The 19886-nt window shown below is 60.4% G+C and carries 16 protein-coding genes; 4 read left to right on the forward strand and 12 right to left on the reverse strand.

Annotated elements, in window-relative coordinates; translation table 11 throughout:
* Nucleotides 1-15 precede the first annotated feature (15 nt).
* The 6 genes from LPB405_RS03955 to LPB405_RS03980 form a co-directional block, all read right to left on the reverse strand.
* Nucleotides 16-834, reverse strand: coding sequence for a transporter substrate-binding domain-containing protein (locus LPB405_RS03955; RefSeq protein WP_219101965.1), 819 nt, complete (start codon nt 832-834; stop codon nt 16-18).
* A 271-nt stretch (nt 835-1105) separates the two neighbouring features.
* Nucleotides 1106-1951 carry a transporter substrate-binding domain-containing protein gene (locus LPB405_RS03960; protein ID WP_219101966.1) on the reverse strand — a complete coding sequence of 282 codons (846 nt, stop codon included), beginning with the start codon at nt 1949-1951 and terminating at the stop codon, nt 1106-1108.
* 72 nt (nt 1952-2023) lie between these two features.
* A complete protein-coding gene (locus LPB405_RS03965) occupies nt 2024-3184 on the reverse strand; it encodes a trans-sulfuration enzyme family protein (RefSeq protein ID WP_219101967.1) in 1161 nt (386 codons plus the stop codon).
* Between the two features lie 308 nt (nt 3185-3492).
* Nucleotides 3493-4644, reverse strand: coding sequence for a trans-sulfuration enzyme family protein (locus LPB405_RS03970; protein ID WP_049333904.1), 1152 nt, complete (start codon nt 4642-4644; stop codon nt 3493-3495).
* Nucleotides 4645-5169: 525 nt separating this feature from the next.
* Complete coding sequence (locus LPB405_RS03975) at nt 5170-5676, reverse strand: CoA-binding protein (protein WP_012904274.1); 507 nt, start codon at nt 5674-5676, stop codon at nt 5170-5172.
* Entirely contained in the window at nt 5676-7136 is a 1461-nt protein-coding gene (locus LPB405_RS03980; protein WP_219101968.1) for an O-acetylhomoserine aminocarboxypropyltransferase/cysteine synthase family protein, read from the reverse strand. The genes LPB405_RS03975 and LPB405_RS03980 overlap by 1 nt, the downstream gene beginning before the upstream one ends.
* Nucleotides 7137-7524: 388 nt before the next feature.
* Here LPB405_RS03980 and LPB405_RS03985 point away from each other — a divergent pair, with 388 nt between their 5' ends.
* On the forward strand, nt 7525-9126 hold the full coding sequence (locus LPB405_RS03985) for an ATP-binding protein (RefSeq protein ID WP_219101969.1): 1602 nt from the start codon (nt 7525-7527) through the stop codon (nt 9124-9126).
* Nucleotides 9127-9220: 94 nt separating this feature from the next.
* Here LPB405_RS03985 and LPB405_RS03990 read toward each other — a convergent pair whose 3' ends face one another.
* Both LPB405_RS03990 and LPB405_RS03995 read right to left on the reverse strand, forming a co-directional pair.
* A complete protein-coding gene (locus tag LPB405_RS03990) occupies nt 9221-10120 on the reverse strand; it encodes a YwqG family protein (protein ID WP_219101970.1) in 900 nt (299 codons plus the stop codon).
* Between the two features lie 266 nt (nt 10121-10386).
* Entirely contained in the window at nt 10387-11409 is a 1023-nt protein-coding gene (locus tag LPB405_RS03995) for an ABC transporter substrate-binding protein (protein WP_065423936.1), read from the reverse strand.
* Between the two features lie 123 nt (nt 11410-11532).
* Between LPB405_RS03995 and LPB405_RS04000 the strand changes: the two genes are divergently transcribed.
* The 3 genes from LPB405_RS04000 (at nt 11533) to LPB405_RS04010 (ending at nt 14840) form a co-directional block, all read left to right on the forward strand.
* Nucleotides 11533-12822, forward strand: a complete 1290-nt coding sequence (locus LPB405_RS04000; RefSeq protein ID WP_219101971.1) for a FecCD family ABC transporter permease — start codon at nt 11533-11535, stop codon at nt 12820-12822.
* Between the two features lie 25 nt (nt 12823-12847).
* Nucleotides 12848-13900: a FecCD family ABC transporter permease gene (locus LPB405_RS04005; protein ID WP_219101972.1), complete on the forward strand. Its 1053-nt coding sequence runs from the start codon at nt 12848-12850 to the stop codon at nt 13898-13900.
* A 256-nt stretch (nt 13901-14156) separates the two neighbouring features.
* Entirely contained in the window at nt 14157-14840 is a 684-nt protein-coding gene (locus LPB405_RS04010) for an integrase (protein ID WP_219101973.1), read from the forward strand.
* A 37-nt stretch (nt 14841-14877) separates the two neighbouring features.
* On the opposite strand, the gene LPB405_RS04015 is transcribed toward LPB405_RS04010, so the two are convergent.
* The 4 genes from LPB405_RS04015 to LPB405_RS04030 all read right to left on the reverse strand — a co-directional run bounded on the left by LPB405_RS04015 (nt 14878) and on the right by LPB405_RS04030 (nt 19528).
* Nucleotides 14878-15915: a magnesium and cobalt transport protein CorA gene (locus LPB405_RS04015; protein ID WP_219101974.1), complete on the reverse strand. Its 1038-nt coding sequence runs from the start codon at nt 15913-15915 to the stop codon at nt 14878-14880.
* Nucleotides 15916-16086: 171 nt separating this feature from the next.
* Nucleotides 16087-17379 (reverse strand): adenylosuccinate synthase, encoded by a 1293-nt coding sequence (locus LPB405_RS04020; RefSeq protein ID WP_012904286.1) that lies wholly within the window; start codon nt 17377-17379, stop codon nt 16087-16089.
* Nucleotides 17380-17614: 235 nt separating this feature from the next.
* Complete coding sequence (locus LPB405_RS04025) at nt 17615-18085, reverse strand: DUF4870 domain-containing protein (protein WP_070634515.1); 471 nt, start codon at nt 18083-18085, stop codon at nt 17615-17617.
* Nucleotides 18086-18361: 276 nt separating this feature from the next.
* Nucleotides 18362-19528: a pyruvate ferredoxin oxidoreductase gene (locus tag LPB405_RS04030; RefSeq protein WP_219101975.1), complete on the reverse strand. Its 1167-nt coding sequence runs from the start codon at nt 19526-19528 to the stop codon at nt 18362-18364.
* Nucleotides 19529-19886: the final 358 nt, after the last annotated feature.

Here is a 19886-nt window from a genome sequence, read left to right on the forward strand (position 1 = left end):
TCCTTATAGAAAGTATTAGTTCTTCGGGGAGAGGTCTTCGCCCACGTACTTCTCGTAAATCGCCTTGATGTCACCGTTCTGCAGGTGCTTCCTCAGCGACTCGTCGATAGCGTTGCGCAGGGCGTCCTGGCCCTTAGCCATCAGGATGGAGGAGTTGCTGCCGGTACCCAGGTCACCGGAGAGCAGGCGCAGGTTAGCGTCCGGGTGCTCCTTGAAGTACTCAGCGAAGGACACGGAGTCGTTCGCGGTCATCTCTGCACGGCCCGAGAGGACCTGCTCGATAGCCTCATCGAAACCGGAAACAACCACGATCGAGGCGCCCTTCGCCTCCACCATCTTGCGGAAGTTCGAAGTCTCAGACTGCGCCGAGGAGTGGCCGGAAATCTCGCTCACGTTCTGCAGGGAAGAATCCTTCTTCACAGCAACCTTCGGCTCGGAGTACAGGTAGGGTACGGAGAAGTCGTACTTCTGCTTACGCTCATCGGTTGCGGAGACGTTGTTAATGACAATGTCGTAGCGGTCAGCGTCCACACCGGCAATCAGCGAATCCCAGGGGGTCTCGACGAACTCGGCGGTCACGCCCAGGTCCTTGGCAATCAGGTCGGCGATTTCCTTCTCGAAGCCGACCAGGGTGCCGTTGGACTCGTGGAAGGAGAAGGGGCGGTAGGTACCCTCCAGGCCCACACGAATCTTGCCAGCAGACTTGATAGCCTCCAGCTTGTTAGTGCTGGGTGCGGTGCTGCTGCTGGACGAACCGCACGCTGCGAGCAGTGCAGCCAGGCCGGTGAAGGCGGTGCCTGCGAGGACGGTGCGGCGGTTAATCATTGCGGACATGTTGTTCTTCTTTCGTGTGGTGGTTGATGCTCTTCTAGTTGCGGGTTGTCACCCTGCGGTAACCCGGGGGCATCATGCGGTGTGCCTCTCTCTGCGGGTGCAACGCTGGCTATCCTACAGCTATTCCCAACCCGAGAGAATTCAACATAATATTCCGTCATATTCTCTCATCAATATGGGAAAAGCGGCTGAGACATCAACCACGACGCAGCGTCGGAAGTCCTGGAAAGCTAGGCTTTTCCGAGCCTCCAAGAAGGCTGTTCCGAGAAGCTTAGGAGGCGGGGCTCAGGTCCTCGCCCACGTGCTTCTCGAAGATGGCCTTGAAGTCGCCGTTGCCCAGGTGCTTCTTGATGGAGGCGTCAATCGCATCCTTCAGTGCGGTCTGGTTCTTGGGCAGCAGAACGGCGACGTTGGTGCCGGGGCCGACCTCACCCTCCAGCAGGCGCAGGTTGGCGTCCGGGTGCTCCTTGAAGTACTCGGCGAACGAGACGGAGTCGTTGGCGGTCAGCTCGGCGCGGCCGGTGAGCACCTGCTCGATGGCCTCGTCGAAGCCGGTGACCTCGATGATGGTGGCGCCGCGTTCTTCCACGAGCTTGCGGTAGTTGCTGGTGGCACTCTGGGCGGCGCTGTGGCCGGAAATCTCGGAGGCGTTCTTCAGGCTCGAGTCTTTCTTCACACCCACGCGGGCACGGGAGTGTGCGTAGGGCACGGAGAAGTCGTACTTCTTCTTGCGCTCCTCGGTGGGTGCCACGTTGTTGAGCACGATGTCGTAGCGGCCCGCGTCCACGCCGGCGATAAGCGAGTCCCAGGGGGTTTCGATGTACTCGGCGGTCACGCCCAGGTCCTTGGCGAGGGTCTCGGCGATGTCGTACTCGAAGCCGGCGAGCTTACCGGAGGCGTCGTGGTAGGTGTAGGGGCGGTAGGTACCCTCCACGCCGATGCGGATTTTGCCCGCGGACTTGATGGACTCCAGCAGGTTGGAGGAGCTCTGTGCGGAGCCTGCGCTGGAGCCGTTTCCACCGGAGCAGGCGGCGAGCAGGCCGGTGGTTCCGGCAAGGGCAGCGCCCAGCAGCAGGGAGCGTCGGTTCAGCACGGTGGAGGTGTTGAGAACGGTCATTCTTGGTTCCTTAATCTACGTTGATGTGTGGTGCAAAAGTTGAAATCTGCGGTATGGACCGGCGGCACGAACCTAGCCGGCGAAGGCGGCCTTCAGGCCAATCTCCAGGGCCGCGATGAGGTCCTGAACATCCTCAATGCCGATTGCCAGGCGCACGAGGCGGTCATCCACGCCGAACTCGTCGCGGTGCTCCTGGGCGTAGGCGCCGTGCGTGGTGTGCGCGGGCAGGCTCACGAGCGATTCGATACCGCCCAGGCTCACGGCGTTCACGAAAATGGGCAGGGCGCGGGCAAAGGCCTGCGCGTCGCCGCCGTCCTTGAGCAGCAGCGAAAAGACGGAGCCGATGCCGCGGGCCTGGCGGGACTGCACCTCCGCCTGTTCCTCGGAGGAGTTGCCGGCGTAGAAAATCTTCTCGACCTCGGGACGCTCGGAGAGGAACTCGATGAGCTCGCGGGCATTCTGCTGCTGGCGCTCCAGGCGCAGAGCCAGGGTTTTCACGTCCTGCAGCAGGCGGTAGGAGTCAATCGGGGGCAACAGCGCGCCGCTGACGAGCTGACCGCGGTGCAGCAGAATGGCCAGGTCGGGGTCGTTCGTGGCCGCAACGCCGGCGAGTAGATCCGCATGACCGGCAAGGAACTTAGTGGCCGACTGCACGGTGATGTCCGCGCCAAGCTCCAGGGGGCGCTGCAGGTACGGAGTCATAAAGGTGTTATCTACGATGAGCAACACCCCGTGGCGGTGCGCCAGCTCCGCAATGGCTGCAATGTCGGTGACCTGCAAGGTAGGGTTCGTGGGGGTCTCAAGGAAGACGACCTTCACGTCCGGGGTGAAGTCCTCATCGCTCAGGGTCGTGAAGTCGCTGATGAAGCGGGTCTTCACAGCGCGTTTAGTCAGCTCGGTGGTCGCGAAGCGGTAGGTGCCGCCGTAGGTCGGCATGCCCAGCAGCAGGGTGTCGCCCGCCTCCAGAACGCCAAGAGCCGCCGCGGTTGCCGCCATGCCGGAGGGGTACGCGTAGGCGTGCTCCGCACCCTCGAGGGCGGCGAGGGTCGCCTGCAGGTTATCGCGGGTGGGGTTTGCGCCACGCTGGTACATGTAGGTGGTGTCCTCGCCGGCGGTACCGAAGGTGCTCGCCAGGTAGACCGGCGGCACGGACGCATCGTAGCGGGCATCGTGCACGGCGTGGATGGTGCGGGTCGTGAAACCGGTCGGTTCGAGCTGGTTCTGCTGGCTCATGGTGGTTCTCTTCCGTTCGGGCTACCCCGAACGCGGGTGTAGCTGGTATTCGTCGTGTATCCGGGATTTACCCTACCCGCATTTTTTATGCCGTTCTAACTAAACTTCACGGGGGTTAATATGTTCACGCAACGTCATATAAAAATGCGTTGGGGGCGCACAAAATACCCGCATTAAAACATTCTTTTACGGTGAAAGAAATATATTAATCCGGGTATTTTGAGTAATTATTATGGGTGACATTACACCGCGTATTTAGGGCACCTCGAATCACGCGATACGGTCGTGCGGTGCCTCATGTTCAGGGACTATGCCTGATGCGCCAGGGCTGCGGTCAGGCCGCGCTCCAAATCCTCGATAATGTCCTCAATCTCCTCGATGCCGATGGCCAGGCGGATGAGGTTGTCGCTCACGCCGTATTCGTCGCGGTGCGCCTGCGTGTAGGCGGCCTGCACCATGAGCGCGGGGCGAACCACGAGCGACTCGATGCCGCCCAGGCTCACCGCGTGGCTGAAAATCTTCAGGGCTTCGAGGAAGGCGGGCAGATCGGCGCCGTCCACCAGCTCCATGGAGATGAGCGCGCCCAGGCCGTTCGCCTGGCGGGCGTGCACCTGCGCCTCGTACTCGCTGTGCGAACCCGCGTAGAGCACGCGCTTCACGGCGGGGTGCGCCTCCAGGTAGTTGATGACCTCGATGGTGTTCTTCTGCTGCTGGGTCAGGCGCAGCTTGAGGGTCTTGACCTCCTGCAGCAGGCGGTAGGAGTCGGTGGGCGAAAGCATTGCGCCGGTGATCATCTGCAGGTGCCAGAGGCGCTCGGCGAGCGCGTCATCGTTGGTTGCGGCGACACCTCCGAGTAGGTCGGCGTGGCCGCCCAGGTACTTGGTGGCGGACTGCACGCTGATGTCCGCGCCCAGGTCGAGGGGCTTCTGCAGCAGCGGGGTCATGAAGGTGTTGTCGACGACCACGATTGCGCCGTTGCGGTGGGCGATTTCGGCGATGGCGGCGATGTCGCTCACGCGCAGTAGCGGGTTGGAGGGGCTCTCCAGGAACACCATGGTCACATTATCTGCGAAGTCCTCGTCGGTGAGGGCCGTGAAGTCGCCGATGAAGCGGGTCTTGACACCGCGGGCGGGCAACTCGATGGTCGCGAAGCGGTAAGTACCGCCGTAGGAGGGCATACCCAGCAGCAGGGTCTCACCTTCCTTGAGGATTCCGAGGGCGGCTGCGGTGGCGCCCATTCCGGAGGGGTAGGCGAAGGCGTGCTTGGCGCCTTCGAGGGTTGCAAGCGTGGTTTCGAGGGCCGCGCGGGTGGGGTTGCCGCCGCGCTGGTAGTCGTAGGGGCCTTCGGTGCCGTCACAGGGCTGGGCGTAGGTGGTGGTCGTGTAGATCGGAGGCAGGATGGAGCCGTACGGGTTGTCGCGGTCCGTGGTGTGAATTGCCTTCGTCGTGAATCCGGTCATGCTGTCCTCGGCTAAGGTTGGGCATAAAATGCGGGGGATAAATACACTGCCAGCTTAGGCTTCGCCGAGGATACTGGCTAGTTTATTCGGGTATATGACCGAGTGACTTTTTATGACTGAAATTTGCCGTTATATGTCGTATTCATGACAATATATTTCGTCATAATTCTCGCGCCGCGGGACGTTCAATGAGGCGCGGCGCGGTACCTGCTTTCGATGTGAAAAGGCCCGGCGGTCGGTACACGTGTGTGCTGAGTACCGGCCCCCGGGCTTCCATCTAGGATACCGGCTTACGGCGCGAAAGCGTAAGGGTAGGTTTACCTTCAAGCTGAACCGCTCCCCCACAAGGGGCGATACCGCTTGCAGAGAAGCCTCCCTCCCCCGACACATCGGGCACATAAGAGGGGCGCACCCGGGAATCACCCCGGGTACGCCCCCCTCTTTCAAACACTCACAAGTTCAAACGCTCACAAGCGCCTAATTTTTTGTAATTACAAGCCGCAGCGGCTCAACAGCACAGGCTGCTTACTTCGACAGCACCTGACGCTTCGAAGAAATCACGCCCGTGTTGAAACCAGCCAGGTGCAGGCCACCGTGGAAACGCGCGTGCTCAATCTTCACGCACTTATCCATCACCACGTTCAGGCCGGCAGCCTCACCAATCGCGGCAGCCTCCTCATTCCAGGAGCCCAGCTGCATCCACACGGTCTTCGCACCCAGATCCACAGCCTCCTGAACCACGCCCGGCAGGTCCTCATTACGGCGGAAAATCTCCACCAGATCCGGGACCTCCGGCAGGTCCTGCAGCGACGGGTACACCGGCTGACCCAGCACAAGCTTGCCCTTCGCAGCCAGAATCGGGTTCACAAAGTACAGCTTGTACGGCGAAGCCGACTGCAGGTACGTCGCCACGAAGTACGAAGCACGCGAAATCTTATCGCTCATACCCACAATCGCGATCGTGCGGGTGTTACGCAGAATGTTCAGACGCTCAGGGGCGGAAGGACCCACCCAGGTACGCTTCTCAGTCATTACTTTTCCTCCTGAGTGGTAGTAGGCAGGGAGCAGGATGCGCCAGCAGCAGCCTCAGCGGCGGCAGCGTCCTCGGCGGCCTTAGCGGCGGCAACCGCCTCCTCAGCCTCCACAATCTTGTCTGCGCTGGACTCGCCCACACGCTCACCGGCGTGGTTCAGACCGGTCGCGTAGGTCAGCGCCTGGTCCAGGTCCCAAATGATGTCTTCAACGTCTTCCAGACCCACCGAAATGCGGATCAGGTCCTCGCCAACACCGCCAGCGGCCAGCTGCTCAGCGGTCAGCTGCTGGTGCGTGGTCGAACCCGGGTGCAGCACCAGGGTGCGGGCGTCACCGATGTTCGCCAGGTGGCTTGCCAGCTGCAGGGCACCGATGAACTCGCCACCGACCAAGCGGCCGGACGCCTTCTCGGTGCCCTTCACACCGAAGGAGAACACGGAACCGACACCCAGCGGCAGCAGCTTCTTCGCACGCTCGTGGTGCGGGTGGTCGGGCAGGCCAGCGTAGTTCACGTAGGCGATACGCTGATCCTCAACCAGCCAATTTACAACCTGCTTAGCGTTCGCCAGGTGCGCATCCATACGCTGCGGCAGGGTCTCAACACCCTGCAGCAGGTTGAACGCGGACTGCGGGCTCAGCGACGGACCGAAGTCACGCAGCTGCTCAGAACGCAGCTTAGTCAGGAAACCGAACTCACCGAAGTTACCCCACCAGGACACGCCATTGTAGGAGGGAACCGGCTCGGTCATGGACGGGAAGTTGCCGTTACCCCAGTTGAAACGACCGGACTCGACGACGATACCGCCGAGGGTGGTGCCGTGACCGCCCAGGAACTTGGTGACCGAGTGAATGACGATGTCCGCGCCGTGCTCGATGGGGCGGATCAGGTAGGGGGTGGACAGGGTTGCGTCCACGACCAGGGGGATGCCCGCCTCGTGGGCGACCTCTGCGAGGCCTTCCAGGTCGGCAACCTCACCGGAGGGGTTCGCCACGATCTCGGTGTAGATTGCCTTGGTGTTCTCGGTCAGTGCCGCCTTGTAGTCGGCGGGGTCGGTGCCGGGCACGAAGGTGGTTTCAATGCCGAAGCGGCGCAGGGACACGTCCAGCTGGGTGACGGTGCCGCCGTACAGCTGCGAAGAAGCAACAATGTGGTCGCCCTGCTGGCACAGAGCCGCGAAGGTGATGAACTCGGCAGCCATGCCGGAGGCGGTCGCTACCGCGCCGATGCCGCCTTCGAGGGAGGCGATGCGCTCCTCCAGCGCGGCGACGGTGGGGTTGGACAGGCGCGAGTAGATGTTGCCGTACTTCTGCAGGGAGAAGAGGTTCGCGGCGTCGTCAGCGTCTTTGAAGACGAATGAGGAAGTCTGGTAGATAGGGACCGCGCGGGCACCGTGCTCGGCGTCGGGGGTGCCGCCCGCGTGTAGTGCGCGGGTGCGGAAGCCGAAAGTGTGTTCAGCCATTGGTTTGCTCCTGTGTATCTGCCCGCCTGTGTGCGGGGAGTCGATAGTGGCTCGACTTTATACTGTGCCACCGGCGGCGGGGCGCACCAAGTGCGGGTACCTATATGTCGTTTATTGCGGATTATGACGGGGTATCATATCAGCCGTCATAACAACCGTCATAGCAGAAGTTGTTATGACGACTGTTATGATGCGCGCCCAATCAGTGCCGATAGAAATACCCGGTTTTATCCTGTAATTCCGGGGTTTTCAAAATTCAATGCACACCAAAAATATCGCATCATAACAACATCATCGCAGGATCATAACAACATCATGACAGAAATTGTTATGATGTTGTTATGACGTTGCTATGACGTTCACCAAGAAGTAGCCATCGGGAGCATGCATGGAAACAAACACCGCCGAACTCATCAAAAACCTACGCCGTAGCCAGGCTGAAAACGGGCGAGTAGAAGTCAAAGCTGCAGCTGGCGGGTTCCCCAAGTCCGTTCTTGAAACCGTTAGTGCCTTCGCCAATGGAGACGGTGGCACCATTCTTCTTGGCCTCACCGACCCGGCAGAAGGTCTACAGCCAGTTGAAGGTTTCAACGCACAGGCAGTCCACGACGCATCCGTTGAGGCAATCCGTTCCAAGATCACGCCTCGACCCCCGGTAGATATTCAGATTGAGGCGGCAGACGAGCAACACCGTATCGTGCGCATCGATGTGCTCCCCGGCGACCCGACGCAGAAGCCCTACTACATCGAAGCACACGGCATGTATAACGGCTCCTACCAGCGCGTCGGCGAGGCCGATATTCGCCTCACCAAGTACGAGATTGACCGTCTCCTAGAGAACCGCAGTCAGCCCCGTTATGACGAGGAGCTGATTAGTGAGGCAAGCTTCAAAGACCTCTCCCCCACCCTTGTGAGTGCCTATGTCGCTCGCCTGCGCGAGGAGCAGCCTCGTGTTTTTGCGGCGCTTTCTGACCGTGAGGTTCTTCTGCAGGCACGCATTCTACGCATCGATTCTGAGGGCCGAGAAGTACCCACTCTTGGAGCGCTTCTCGCCATGGGCTCATACCCGCAGGCGTTCTTCCCGCAGCTGATGATGAGCGTTGTTGTTCTTCCCGGTGAAGAGCTTGGTGAGGTTACTGAGGACGGTCGACGCTTCCTGGACAATCACAGCTGTACCGGCCCTATCCCCTCCATGTTGGATGAAGCTATGGGCGTTTTAGTTCGCAATATGCGCAAAACGTCCACGATGGAGGGCCTCAACAGCAGCGGTATCGGGCGGGTTGAGCGCTACGAGTATCCGCTGGAGGCTATCCGCGAGCTCCTGGTCAACGCCCTCATGCACCGCGACTACTCGCCGGGTGCGCGCGGCTCGCAGGTGCAGGTTGAGCTCTACACCAACCGCCTGGTGGTGCGTAGCCCGGGCGGTATCTACGGTGCTGTGACTATCCGAGATTTCGGTCAGCCCGGTGTTTCTTCAACCCGCAACAGCTACTTGGCAAGCATTCTGACTGATCTGCCCGATCCGGGTACGGGGCGTTTGATTGCAGAGAATAGGGCTTCCGGTATTCCCACGGTTCTGCGCGCGCTGAAGGATGCGGGTCTGCCCGCTCCCCAGTTTGCTGACCGTCTACTCTATGTGCAGGTCACTCTGATACAGCCCCCGCAGGATGCGTCTTCTACGGAACAGAAGACCGCGCATGAGGATAAGACTCAGCAAGCAACCCATGCCGCGGGCAAACATTCAGCCGACACCGTCGAACCGGCAGGCGCCGATGCGTCGCTTGACGGCCTCAGCGAACGCCAGGCTGGTATTGTGCGCGGCCTGCGTGCACAGGGCGAGGCTGTTTCCACGGCGTATATCCAAGAGCATTGGGGTCGGGGTGCTTCACGTACCTCCATTACGAATGATCTGCGCCGTCTTGTGGAGGCGAAGCTGATTGTTCCTACGGCTCCGCCGCGTAGTAAGAACCGTAAGTATCGCGCTGCTTAGACGTGCCCGATAAAAGGTACACAAAAAAGGGGAGGGAAATAGAGCGGTTATTCTCTATTTCCCTCCCCCTTCGACTATTCAGCCAAAACCACGTTTAGCCGCAGGCCCATTCAAAGACGACCTGTGAGAAGTCGCGGGCGGCAAGCGCCTCCGGGGTAATGAGCCAGTTCGCCGCACCAGCGTCACCCCACATCACGTACACGCCCTCCTCGGCGTCCTCACCCCACTCCGACTCAATGGTCAGCAGGTTCACCGTGTGGCCGCGCAGCTCCTCGAACTCATCGCGCGGGTCCTCCTGCACGAACGAGGGGTAGCCGCCGATATGCGAGTAATCCCTCTCCTCCGATTCGAAGGGCTCCAGCAGGTTGTAGGAGGCGTCACCGCGTGCGTTCGGTTCCTCGGGCAGCTTCTGGTCCGGGTACATCTCGTCCCAGGCGTCAGCGAACTGGTCGTAGATTTCGAAGCCGCCATCCAGGAAGCCCTGCTCCCAGGTCTCGAAGGCGAGCGCGTACTCGACAACCTCCTCGGCGGTGCCCTTACCGTCACGTCCGAAGGGCCAACCGTAGTCATCCCAGTTCACGGTCGGGTACGGCGCATCCGGGTTCGGCTCGCCCAGCGTCTCGTAGTAGATAACGCGGTGGTTCTTCTGCGAGAGCGGGTTCTCGTAGTCGTAACCCCACATGCACTCTTCGTCGTTCGGGTCGATCCAGAACTGCAGCATGCCGGTCGCCGGGTAGATGTCGTTTTCGGGCAGGTCGGCGCAGTTAATCTGCGCAATCATGCCCAGCGGCTCACCCTTCTCATTAGTCGGTGCAGACTCGCCCGCGGGCAGGTACGGGCGGCCGCCAAACTTGGATGCGGTCTGCGGCAGCGGCGCGTCCGGGCTGCTGACCTTCAGGCGAATCGCCTGCTTACGCGCGCCACGCTCGTTGAGCGCGTCGATGACGCGGCGTGCCTGCGCCAGGGTCTCTTCGGAGGGGTTATTCATCGGCATGATGTGCTCGTTTCGTCGGTGAATTAATCGGTGTGAAAGGTTCGGTGTGAAGGCGCGAGGCAACGGTACCGCGGCGCCTTCTACCCCCATTAGACCCTATTTCGGGCAGGCGCGCACCGGTTTCGGTCACGAGTGCATCCGGCAGGCAGAAACGCTGGTGCAGAGCGTGCAGAAAGCCCCGCCTCCTCACCCTCACGCGCAGGACGTGAAAGATACAGATGCGGGGCTTCCAGCGAAAACGAATCTCTACACGAGACGAGAAAGGCTTAGAGCGCCTTCTCGATGGTCTCCAGAACACCGAGCGCAGCAGCCGGGCCAGCGTTCAGGAAGAACATGTCGGGATCCACGCTGTGTGCGTGCTTCTCGGTGACAGCCTTGAGGGTGCTCCACAGGGCTTCCTTGGTCAGCTTGGACTCGTCGCCACCCTGCACGCCGTAGAACAGGTAGTCTGCGTCAGCCTGGTCGAGCTGCTCGGCGCTCAGGTCCACGGAGGTCTTCTCAACCTGCGCAGCCGCGGGGCGTGCCAGGGATGCATCCACGCAGATGGAGCCCACGAACGAGGACTTCGCGAAGATGCGGGTGCGGTCAGCGGAAGCGTACAGGAAGGAGAAGGTCTTCTCGGTGCCGGCCTTCTGGCCGACCGACTTTGCCTTGGTGTTGTACTCCTCCATGAGCTTCTCAGCCTTCTCGGTGGTGCCCAGCGCAGCGGCAATCAGCAGGAAGTCCTGCTTCCAGTTGATGCCGGTGCCCTCGGTGACCACGGTCGGGGCGATCTTGGCGAGGGACTCGTACACCTCATCCTTCTTGTTGGTGTTGTTGATGAGGATCAGGTCGGGTTTGAGGTTTGCGATGGCTTCCAGGTCGGGGTCGGTGCGCTTGCCGACCTTAGCAATCTTGTCGAGCTCTGCGGACTTATCGGAGAACTTAGTCTTCAGGTAGGTGGGGACCAGGTCGGCGTCACCGGCGGTTGCTGCGCCGACCGGCACGACGCCCAGGGAGAGCACGCCGTCGAGCTGACCGGTGGAGAGAATCACGACCTTGGAGGGTGCGGATTTGATGGTGGTTTCACCGCGGAAGTGCTTGACGGTGCGGGGGAATTCGCCGTCAACGGTGGTGGTGCCCATGCCGGAGGGCAGGGCGGAGGGTGCCACCTTCTTACCGGTCGCAGAAGCAGACGCGGAGGAGGAAGAGCCGGAAGTGTTGGAGGAGCCGCAAGCCGCCAGGGCGAGGGCACTGAAGGAACCGAGTGCGAGTGCGCCGAAGGAGCGGCGGGTGATCTTGTTCGTCATATTTGCCATATTATTAGGATAACCTCATATATGCATATGCGATACTTAATACTTATCTATTGATACGTTAAGCATCCTCCGTCCGCACGGGAGCACACCGCTCCCCCACCACCTCCAAAGCCTATGACACCACAGACCTCCCCCTCTTCCGGACCCACCGTCAGCGCTGCCTCCCTGGCGAAAATTCGTGCCCTCTCCGCTTCTTCGGACGCCGTATCTGGCGCCTCCTCTGGCGGTCAGGGTGGCAAGTCTATCTCGCGTCTGGCGGTTGCGCTCATTATTGGCGGCGTTCTGCTAGTGCTGCTTTGCGCCCTGTCGTTTACGGTGGGTTCGCGCCTGTTCACCCTGGACCGCTCGATTGACGGTTTCCTCCACCCGGAGGCGAACACCATCGAGTCGAAGCTGATTTGGGCGAAGCGTGCCCCGCGTACCGCCGCGGCGTTGCTGGTGGGTGCCGCGTTGGCGGTGTCGGGTGTGCTCATGCAGGCGTTGAGCCGTAACCCGCTGGCTGAGCCGGGTCTGCTGGGTGTGAACTCGGGTGCCGCCGCCTCCGTGGTGGTCGGTGTGGGCGTTTTTGGGGTGTCGTCCCCGTTCGTTCAGCTGTGGCTGGCTCTACTGGGTTCGGGTCTGGCGGCGGCGCTGGTGTTCGTCATGGGCCTGGTGGATTCTAAACCGAACCTGGATTCGACGGCGCGTCTGGTGCTGACGGGTGTGGCGGTGAACGCCTGCCTGGGCACGATTACCGGCATTATCACAATGTTTAATTCGAAGGCTTTTGATTCGCACCGTTTCTGGGTGGTGGGTTCGCTGGAGAACCGCACCTTTGAGCAGGTGCTGTCTGCGCTGCCCTTTGTGGCATTGGGTTTGGTGCTCTCTTTCATGCTGATCGGTCCTCTGCGTGCCCTGGCACTCGGCGAGGATGCGGCAGCTGGCCTGGGTGTACCGGTGACAATGGTGCGTGGCGCGACGATTATTGCGATCATGGCGCTGTGTGGTGCGGCGACTGCGATTGCGGGCCCGATTGGTTTTGTGGGCCTGGTCGTGCCGCATGTGGTGCGTCTGCTGGTGGGTTCCGACATTGCGCGCGTGCTGCCGCTGTCGCTGGTGTACGGCCCGGTGTTGGTACTTGCCTCCGATATTCTGGGTCGCGTTCTGGTGATGCCGAGTGAGCTTGAGGTGGGTATTGTGACCGCCTTTATTGGTGCCCCAGTGCTGATGGTTCTGGTGCTGCGGTTGAGTACGGGTGCGCGCGGTGCGAAGAAGGGCCGCATGGGTGAGAAGGCGCAGGCGCACGACGAGGCGGGCCCGCCTAACGTGTCGGAGCACGGTCCGCATCGTGCTCACCGCCCTGTTGTGGGTGGTTCGTCTGGTTCGACTGGTTCGTCTAGCTCATCTGGCGTATCTGGTTTGTAGGCCCCGGTTTCTGAGAGGTTTTATTGTGAGCGTTGTGTCTCGTTCTGTAGCCGGGTCTGCTGTTGCCGGGTCTGTGCGTATCCCTGGGCGTTACCGCACCCCTATTCCGCGTACCCTGCTGGTGGTGGCGGTGCTTGTGGCGGCGGCGGCCGCCTCCCTGGTGTTTGGTAGTTATCAGATGAGCCCTGATCAGGTGTTTCGCCTGATTTTTCAGGGTGAGGGCACGGAGATTGAGCGTCAGCTGGTGTTGAATCAGCGTCTGCCGCGTATGCTTGCCGCCGTGGTGGTGGGTGCGGCTTTGGGCTTGTCGGGCGCTATTTTTCAGTCGGTTTCGCGTAATGCTTTGGGTTCGCCGGATATTATCGGTTTCACGGTGGGTTCGGCGACCGGTGCCCTGTCGGTGGTGCTGATTGGGTCGTTGAGTTCTACCGGTGTGGGTATGGGCTTGGGCGCTATTATTGGCGGTTTTGCGACGGCGGCTGTGGTGATGCTTCTGGCGGGTGCGCGCGGTGGCGCGACGATGGGTCAGAAGATGGTGCTGATTGGTATTGCGGTGAGTGCGATGCTCAGTTCCGTGAATGATTACCTGATTACGCGCGGTGATTTGGAGAAGGCGGAGGCGGCGAAGACCTGGCAGCACGGTTCGCTGAATGCTCTGTCGTGGAACCAGATGTCGGTTCAGGCGGTACTGCTGCTGGTGGCTATTCCACTGGTTCTGTTGTTGACGCGCCGACTGCGCACCCTGGAGCTCGGCGATGACTTGGCGGCGGGTTTGGGCCTGCCGGTGAAGAAGACCGTGAACCTGCTGGTGGCGGCTGCCGTGCTTCTGGTGGCTGTGGCGATTTCTGTTGCGGGTCCGATTGGTTTCTTGGCGCTGGTTGCCCCGCAGATCGCGCGCCGCCTGTGGAACACTCCGGGTACGGCGATGTGGCATTCGGCGCTGTTGGGTTCGGGGATTTTGGTGCTGGCTGATTTTGTGTCGGCTCGTGCGTTGGCGCCGTTCCAGATTCCGGTGGGTCTGGTGACGGGCGCGTTGGGTGGCGTGTACATGCTGTGGTTGCTGTACCGTCAGCGCTAGTTGCGCCGTCTTATTCCGTATGAGTGACCGGGTGTTCCCCACTGTGGGGGCGCCCGGTTTTCTGTATTTCACGGGTGGTTTCAGAATTTTTCAGAATTTTCCCAGTTTTACCCCGGGGTAGATTAAAAACTGCTTATCGTGTCAGGGGTCGCTCATAGAGTGTAGGTGTTGGAAGGGACGATCCTTCCGACCGGGCACGCCGTCTCCTGCGGTGTTGCCGCTAGGTTGAGATTCAGCATCTACGGAAGGAACGGTCATGGACAACACCACTCACGAGAGCCAGTACGCAAACGCAGAGATTTCCTGCACCGCCGATGAGCAGCTGTGCCGTGATGCAGAGTTCAACCTGCTGATGCAGGCGGGCACCATCGTTCGTATGGAGCGTTTCAACGTGGATGAGCTCCGCGGCGTTCTGGAGCAGCTGGTGGCTGACGGTTCGTGCTTCCGCACCGCGCCGGCGTCCTCGACTATGGGCCGCGTGATGCGTCACCTGACTCAGGGCGCTTCCGGTTACGAGGCGAACCTGGCTGAGCTGCGTGCGGCGGCGCAGAACGCTCTGCTGTTCGTGTTCCCCCTGGAGAAGGACCTGGAGATGTGCCTGCGCTTTGAGCGTGTGCAGGGCACCGGCCTGGCGTTGACTCGTCTGGGCGTGAGCCCGGTCAATGGTGACCTGTGGACTCAGCACTGGGCGATGCGCGCGCTGGAGTGCACCGGCGGCGTGTTTGCGGTGGAGTCCGCTCCGGGTGCCTGCAATTTTGAGCTGCGCCGCGAGATGTTCTACGCGATGCTGTCGCTGGTTGAGCTGTCGACTTTGGGTCTGTCGGCTGAGCCGGAGGACTTCTACATGTTTGCCGATTCGGAGGCCGTGTGTAAGAAGTTCAAGCGTGAGCGTCGTGATTGCCGCCGCGCAATGCGTGCCCAGTACGACCGCGCCGCATAAGGTATATCGTGTATGCCTTATACGGCATACGCGCATATCAGAGCCATTTGTTCTTCTTGAAGAACCAGTAGAGAAGCAGGCAGGAACCCACCATGAGTAGCAGCGCGGCGGGGTAGCCGAACTCCCATTTGAGTTCGGGCATGACCTCAAAGTTCATACCGTACACGGAGCCAACGATGGTGGGCACCATGAGCAGCGCCGCGTAGGCGGAGATTTTCTTGGTGTCGTCGTTCTGCTGCTGGCCGAGCAGGGTGTCGTGCACTCGCAGGGCGTTTTCTAGGGAGCTGCGAAGGTCCTCGAGGCGTTCTTTTGTGTGCACCACGTGGTCAAGCACGTTGCGGAATTGCCGGGCGAGCTCGACCGCTTCTTCGTTCTTTTCTTCTTCGGATACGCCCGGGTAGGGTGAGGGGTCGAGTGCGCCGGTGCGTATGCCTTCGATGATTCGGCCGATCATGGATTCGAGGGGTCGGCAGGCACGCTGGAAGTCGATGACCTGGTTGAGCAGTTCGTAGATGCGCTGGGCGAGCGAGTTGGCCTCTTGCCGCTCGCTGGGAGAGAAGAGGATGTCTTCGATTTCGTCGTTGTCGTTTTCGAGTCCGTCGAGCACGGGTGCGTACCCGTCGACGGTGCTGTCGAGGATGCGGTGCAGCAGTCGGGCGGGGGATGCGTCGGGGGTGGCGTAGAGTAGGTTGAACTGGTCGTTGATGTTGCGGTCACTGCGTTGTTCGTCGCGGACGAGTGCGAGGGTGTAGCGGGGGCCGGTGAAGAGGTGCAGTTCGCTCAGACGCACTTCTTCTTCTTTGTCGAGGTAGATGGCGGGGCGGATGACGGTGAAGAGGGAGTCGCCGTATCGTTCTAGTTTGGCGCGCTGGTGGCCTCGTCCGGCGTCTTCGATGGCGAGTTCGTGCAGGTTGAAGGTTTCTTGTAGCCTGTGCAGTTCGTGGATGCCGGTGTTGGCGTATCCGATGGCTACGGCGGTGTTGGGCTGCTGGTAGGCGTTGAGGGTTTCTTCTTCGGGTGTGCCTACGCGGATGCGGTCTCCGCTGGGGTAGATGGCTCCGGTAATGTAGGTCATCGTTGTACTCCTCTGAACGCTTTGGCGCCACGTGTGCAAGGCGCTCTTTCCAGCATACGGCACGCGCCCCGCCCGGTCATGTGCACCGCGCATGCACCCGGCATACGAAAAGCCCGCGGAAGGCACCTGTAAGGCACCCTCCGGGGGCTTTCACGTGTTGAGCTATTGCGCTTAGTCTTCGTTGATGAGGTCGCGAACCACAATGGTCTGGTCACGGTCCGGGCCCACACCAATCGCGGAGATACGGCAGCCAGAAATCTCTTCCAGCTTCAGCACGTACTTGCGGGCGTTTTCGGGCAGCTCGTCCAGGCTCTTCGCATCCGAAATGTTCTCGGTCCAGCCGTCGTAGTACTCGAAAATCGGCTTAGCGTGGTGGAATTCAGTCTGAGTCATCGGCATCTCGTCGTGGCGCACACCGTCAACGTCGTAAGCCACGCAGACCGGGATCTTATCCAGGCCGGTCAGAACGTCCAGCTTGGTGATGAACAGGTCGGTGAAGCCGTTGATGCGCACAGCCTGACGCGCCAGCACGGCGTCGTACCAGCCGCAACGACGCGGGCGGCCGGTGTTCACGCCGAACTCGCCGCCGGTGGTGCGCAGGAACTCGCCCATCTCATCGAACAGCTCGGTCGGGAAGGGGCCAGCACCCACGCGGGTGGTGTACGCCTTCTGAATACCGATTACGCGGGAGATGCGGGTCGGGCCCACACCCGAACCGACGCACGCACCGCCGGAAGTCGGGTTGGAGGAGGTCACGAACGGGTAGGTGCCGTGGTCAACGTCCAGGAAGGTTGCCTGGCCGCCCTCCATCAGCAGGGTCTTACCCTCGTCCAGTGCCTTGTTCAGCAGCTGGGTGGTGTCCACAATCATCGGCTTCAGACGCTCAGCGTAAGACATGAAGTACTCGACGATCTCGTCAACCTCAACGTGGCGGCGGTTGTAGACCTTCACCAGCAGTTCGTTCTTCTGGCGCAGTGCGCCTTCAACCTTCTGACGCAGGATCGACTCGTCCAGGATGTCCTGAACACGGATGCCGAGGCGGCCAACCTTATCCATGTAGGTCGGGCCGATACCGCGGCCGGTGGTGCCGATAGCGCGCTTGCCGAGGAAACGCTCGGTCACCTTGTCCATGGTCTGGTGGTAGGGTGCGACCAGGTGTGCGTTAGCGGAAATCTTCAGGCGGGAGGTGTCAGCGCCGCGGGCCTCAAGGCCGTCAATCTCAGCGAAAAGAGCCTCGGGGTTAACAACCACGCCGTTACCAATCACGGGGACGGCGTTATCGCTCAGAATACCCGCGGGCAGCAGCTTCAGCTCAAACTTCTGGCCGTTCACCACCACGGTGTGACCGGCGTTGTTACCGCCGTTGGGCTTGACCACGTAGTCTACGCGGGGGCCGAGCAGGTCGGTTGCCTTACCCTTACCCTCATCGCCCCACTGGGCGCCCACAATCACGACAGCTGACATTTTGTGCTCCTTGAAAGCCTTGAAGATACGCACCGGATTTCACGGCGCGGCGGCGACCTACCGCCTCATGATCCGGGTAGGCATACCTCTTCTAATGATACCGTGCCCGCCCCTTTAAGTCCCGTGTGACGGGGCGATAGGCGTGCCGGATACGGTGCCGGTGAGCTTCACCGGGCACGGCGACGCCCCCATCCGATATTCGGACGGGGGCGCTACCGGTATGAGCTGATGAAGACTACTTGATGATCTCGATGAAGGTCATCGGGTAGGTGTACTGCTCACCGCGGTTTGCGGCCATAGCAGCGAGGCTGTGGAAGATAACCATTAGGATAGCCACGACCATCGGGACAACCCACAGGATGATGCCCAGGATGCCGAAGGTCAGAATAATCAGCAGCCAGGAAGCCATGCTGATGACCCACAGGGAGAAGTTGAAGTTGAACGCGCGGCGGGATGCTTCCTTAGTGAAACCGTAACCGGGCTTGTCCTTGTAGATGAACCACATGACCAGCGGCGCGAGAATACTTGCGGATGCGAAGGACAGCAGAGACAGAATTGCAGAAGCCAGGTGCGCGAGCATCGCCATGTTCTGGTCGTCCTTGGAGGAGACTACGTAACCGTTGGGCTGCTGACCCGGCGCCTGCGAGTAGGAGGGTGCCTGCTGGGAGTACTGGTTGTACTGTTCAGGGTTCGGGTTCTGGGACATCTTTCTTTTCCTTAATCTATCGATGAGTGGATACAGCTAATCTTGAGGTGCGGCGGCAGGCTAACTCACCGTTCTCGGAGGGTGCCCGCCTCGCTCTGCTCGGTCGCAACGCTCGTGATGGTTTCACCCTATCAAGGCAAGGTAAATGGAATATTAACCCTCGCCGGACAACAGACGAAGAAACCCGAATATGACACAAAAAAGACGCCTCTGCCCCTCCACGCGGTGGTACGTGCGTGGAGGGGCAGGTCGTTATACGGTGTGGGCTGGCCGAGGTTAGTCCTGTTTCTCTTCATCAGCGAGCGCAGGATGCGCGGCGGGCTTATGTAGTGCGGCAGCCTCGCGCTGTGCGGCGGCCTCGTGTAGCTTTGCGTGTTCTTGCTTTTTCAGAAACTCGTACACCGAGAAAGAATCCTCTTCTTCCTTCGTGAAGCCATTGACGCCTGTGTAGCCGTCCGGCAGGCGGTTGTACACCAGGTAGTACCAGAACTCGGCATGTGTCGTCTTTGTTTTCTGGATGAGTTCCCTCAGCCGGTTCTTATGCTTCACCGCCTGAACAATACCCACAATCCACAGGATCGGCACCACTAAAAATGAGCCCAGACCGATAATGATGAAGAAGAACAGCATCGACATGGCGGCACTAGCATCGAACATGCTCACCAAAGGAACCAGCACAAACGGGTTCAGTATCAGTAGGACAATAAGCACGGTCTTCCAGAAGGTGCGCTGACTCTCGATCTCTTCAATGTTGGTGCCAGCCAACGGATTATTGATGGGAACGTAGCCTACCGGCTGGATCATTGCCGCCCGCGAGGTGGGGTTCTCCTCATTCTTGACCGGGTTCAGGTGGGCAGCGCACGCCTGCATGGGTGCGGACTCATCCTGGGAGCGGTCGAGCAGGCGCATTTCGATGAGTTTTGAGTCGGGGGTGCCGAAGAGCGGGTCGGGGATGACCGGCAGAATAGCGCCCGGGCTCAGGCCGAGGGACTCCAACCGAACATACTCGCCGTAGGCGTGGGCAGCCCCTATTACCTCAGTTTGCGCACCAGGAGAGGGTGCGGGCTCAGTGGAGGCGAGCGCTACCGGGTGGTTCGCCTCGTCGTCCTTGCGGGATTCGTGAGCTTCTTTGGAAGTCTCTTCCGGTTCGTCGGCGCTCAGCTCGTCACTGTCTAGTTCGTCGGCGCCGTCGGAGTCCTCCCGCGCAGAGTCGTAGCGCTTAGGGGCACCCGGGTAGACGTATTCATAATTAGGGTCGGGGTGCTCTAGCTCTTCATCTTCGCTGCCGGATTCTTGGTGTAGCGTGGCGTCTTCTGTTGTCGACGGCTGCTGGTCCATGAGTAGCGTCATGTATTCCGGGATGGACTGGTCGGTGTCCCAGAGGGGCTGGTACGCCTCATCCTTCTTTGCAGCTTCCTTCTTTTCAGTGAGTCGGTCTGCCATGGTCGTCTCCTTCGCTTACCAGACATACTGCTAGTGGCACCACCGTATCAGTGTGCGCTGGGCAGTCCCTTGAAACCTACCTGATAAAAGCTGAGAAAAAGCCCCCGACAGAGCTGGCACCGCAGAATCGGATGCAAATGAACCACATGAAAGACAGTGCTGACGAATATGTCCACAATTTGATGCATTTAGGAGTAATAAACGCTTCACAAGCCACTTTGGGGTGTATCCTAGTTCACATCTAGTGTGTTCAGGTTCAGCTGGAACCCACAAGAAAAACACAAGCCTCCCCCAACACTGTGGGAGCCAAGCAAAGGAGCACCGTGAAACACACCGCCTCCCCAAACCCCCGCGGCCG

It is taken from the genome of Rothia mucilaginosa, from assembly GCF_019334805.1.
Classification (GTDB): domain Bacteria; phylum Actinomycetota; class Actinomycetes; order Actinomycetales; family Micrococcaceae; genus Rothia; species Rothia mucilaginosa_C.

Excerpts from the sequence above, each read along its gene's own strand:
- LPB405_RS03955 (WP_219101965.1), bottom strand. The coding sequence starts at position 834 with ATGTCCGCAATGATTAACCGCCGCACCGTCCTCGCAGGCACCGCCTTC.
- LPB405_RS03960 (WP_219101966.1), bottom strand. The coding sequence starts at position 1,951 with ATGACCGTTCTCAACACCTCCACCGTGCTGAACCGACGCTCCCTGCTG.
- LPB405_RS03965 (WP_219101967.1), bottom strand. The coding sequence starts at position 3,184 with ATGAGCCAGCAGAACCAGCTCGAACCGACCGGTTTCACGACCCGCACC.
- LPB405_RS03970 (WP_049333904.1), bottom strand. The coding sequence starts at position 4,644 with ATGACCGGATTCACGACGAAGGCAATTCACACCACGGACCGCGACAAC.
- LPB405_RS03975 (WP_012904274.1), bottom strand. The coding sequence starts at position 5,676 with ATGACTGAGAAGCGTACCTGGGTGGGTCCTTCCGCCCCTGAGCGTCTG.
- LPB405_RS03980 (WP_219101968.1), bottom strand. The coding sequence starts at position 7,136 with ATGGCTGAACACACTTTCGGCTTCCGCACCCGCGCACTACACGCGGGC.
- LPB405_RS03985 (WP_219101969.1), top strand. The coding sequence starts at position 7,525 with ATGGAAACAAACACCGCCGAACTCATCAAAAACCTACGCCGTAGCCAG.
- LPB405_RS03990 (WP_219101970.1), bottom strand. The coding sequence starts at position 10,120 with ATGCCGATGAATAACCCCTCCGAAGAGACCCTGGCGCAGGCACGCCGC.
- LPB405_RS03995 (WP_065423936.1), bottom strand. The coding sequence starts at position 11,409 with ATGACGAACAAGATCACCCGCCGCTCCTTCGGCGCACTCGCACTCGGT.
- LPB405_RS04000 (WP_219101971.1), top strand. The coding sequence starts at position 11,533 with ATGACACCACAGACCTCCCCCTCTTCCGGACCCACCGTCAGCGCTGCC.
- LPB405_RS04010 (WP_219101973.1), top strand. The coding sequence starts at position 14,157 with ATGGACAACACCACTCACGAGAGCCAGTACGCAAACGCAGAGATTTCC.
- LPB405_RS04015 (WP_219101974.1), bottom strand. The coding sequence starts at position 15,915 with ATGACCTACATTACCGGAGCCATCTACCCCAGCGGAGACCGCATCCGC.
- LPB405_RS04020 (WP_012904286.1), bottom strand. The coding sequence starts at position 17,379 with ATGTCAGCTGTCGTGATTGTGGGCGCCCAGTGGGGCGATGAGGGTAAG.
- LPB405_RS04025 (WP_070634515.1), bottom strand. The coding sequence starts at position 18,085 with ATGTCCCAGAACCCGAACCCTGAACAGTACAACCAGTACTCCCAGCAG.
- LPB405_RS04030 (WP_219101975.1), bottom strand. The coding sequence starts at position 19,528 with ATGGCAGACCGACTCACTGAAAAGAAGGAAGCTGCAAAGAAGGATGAG.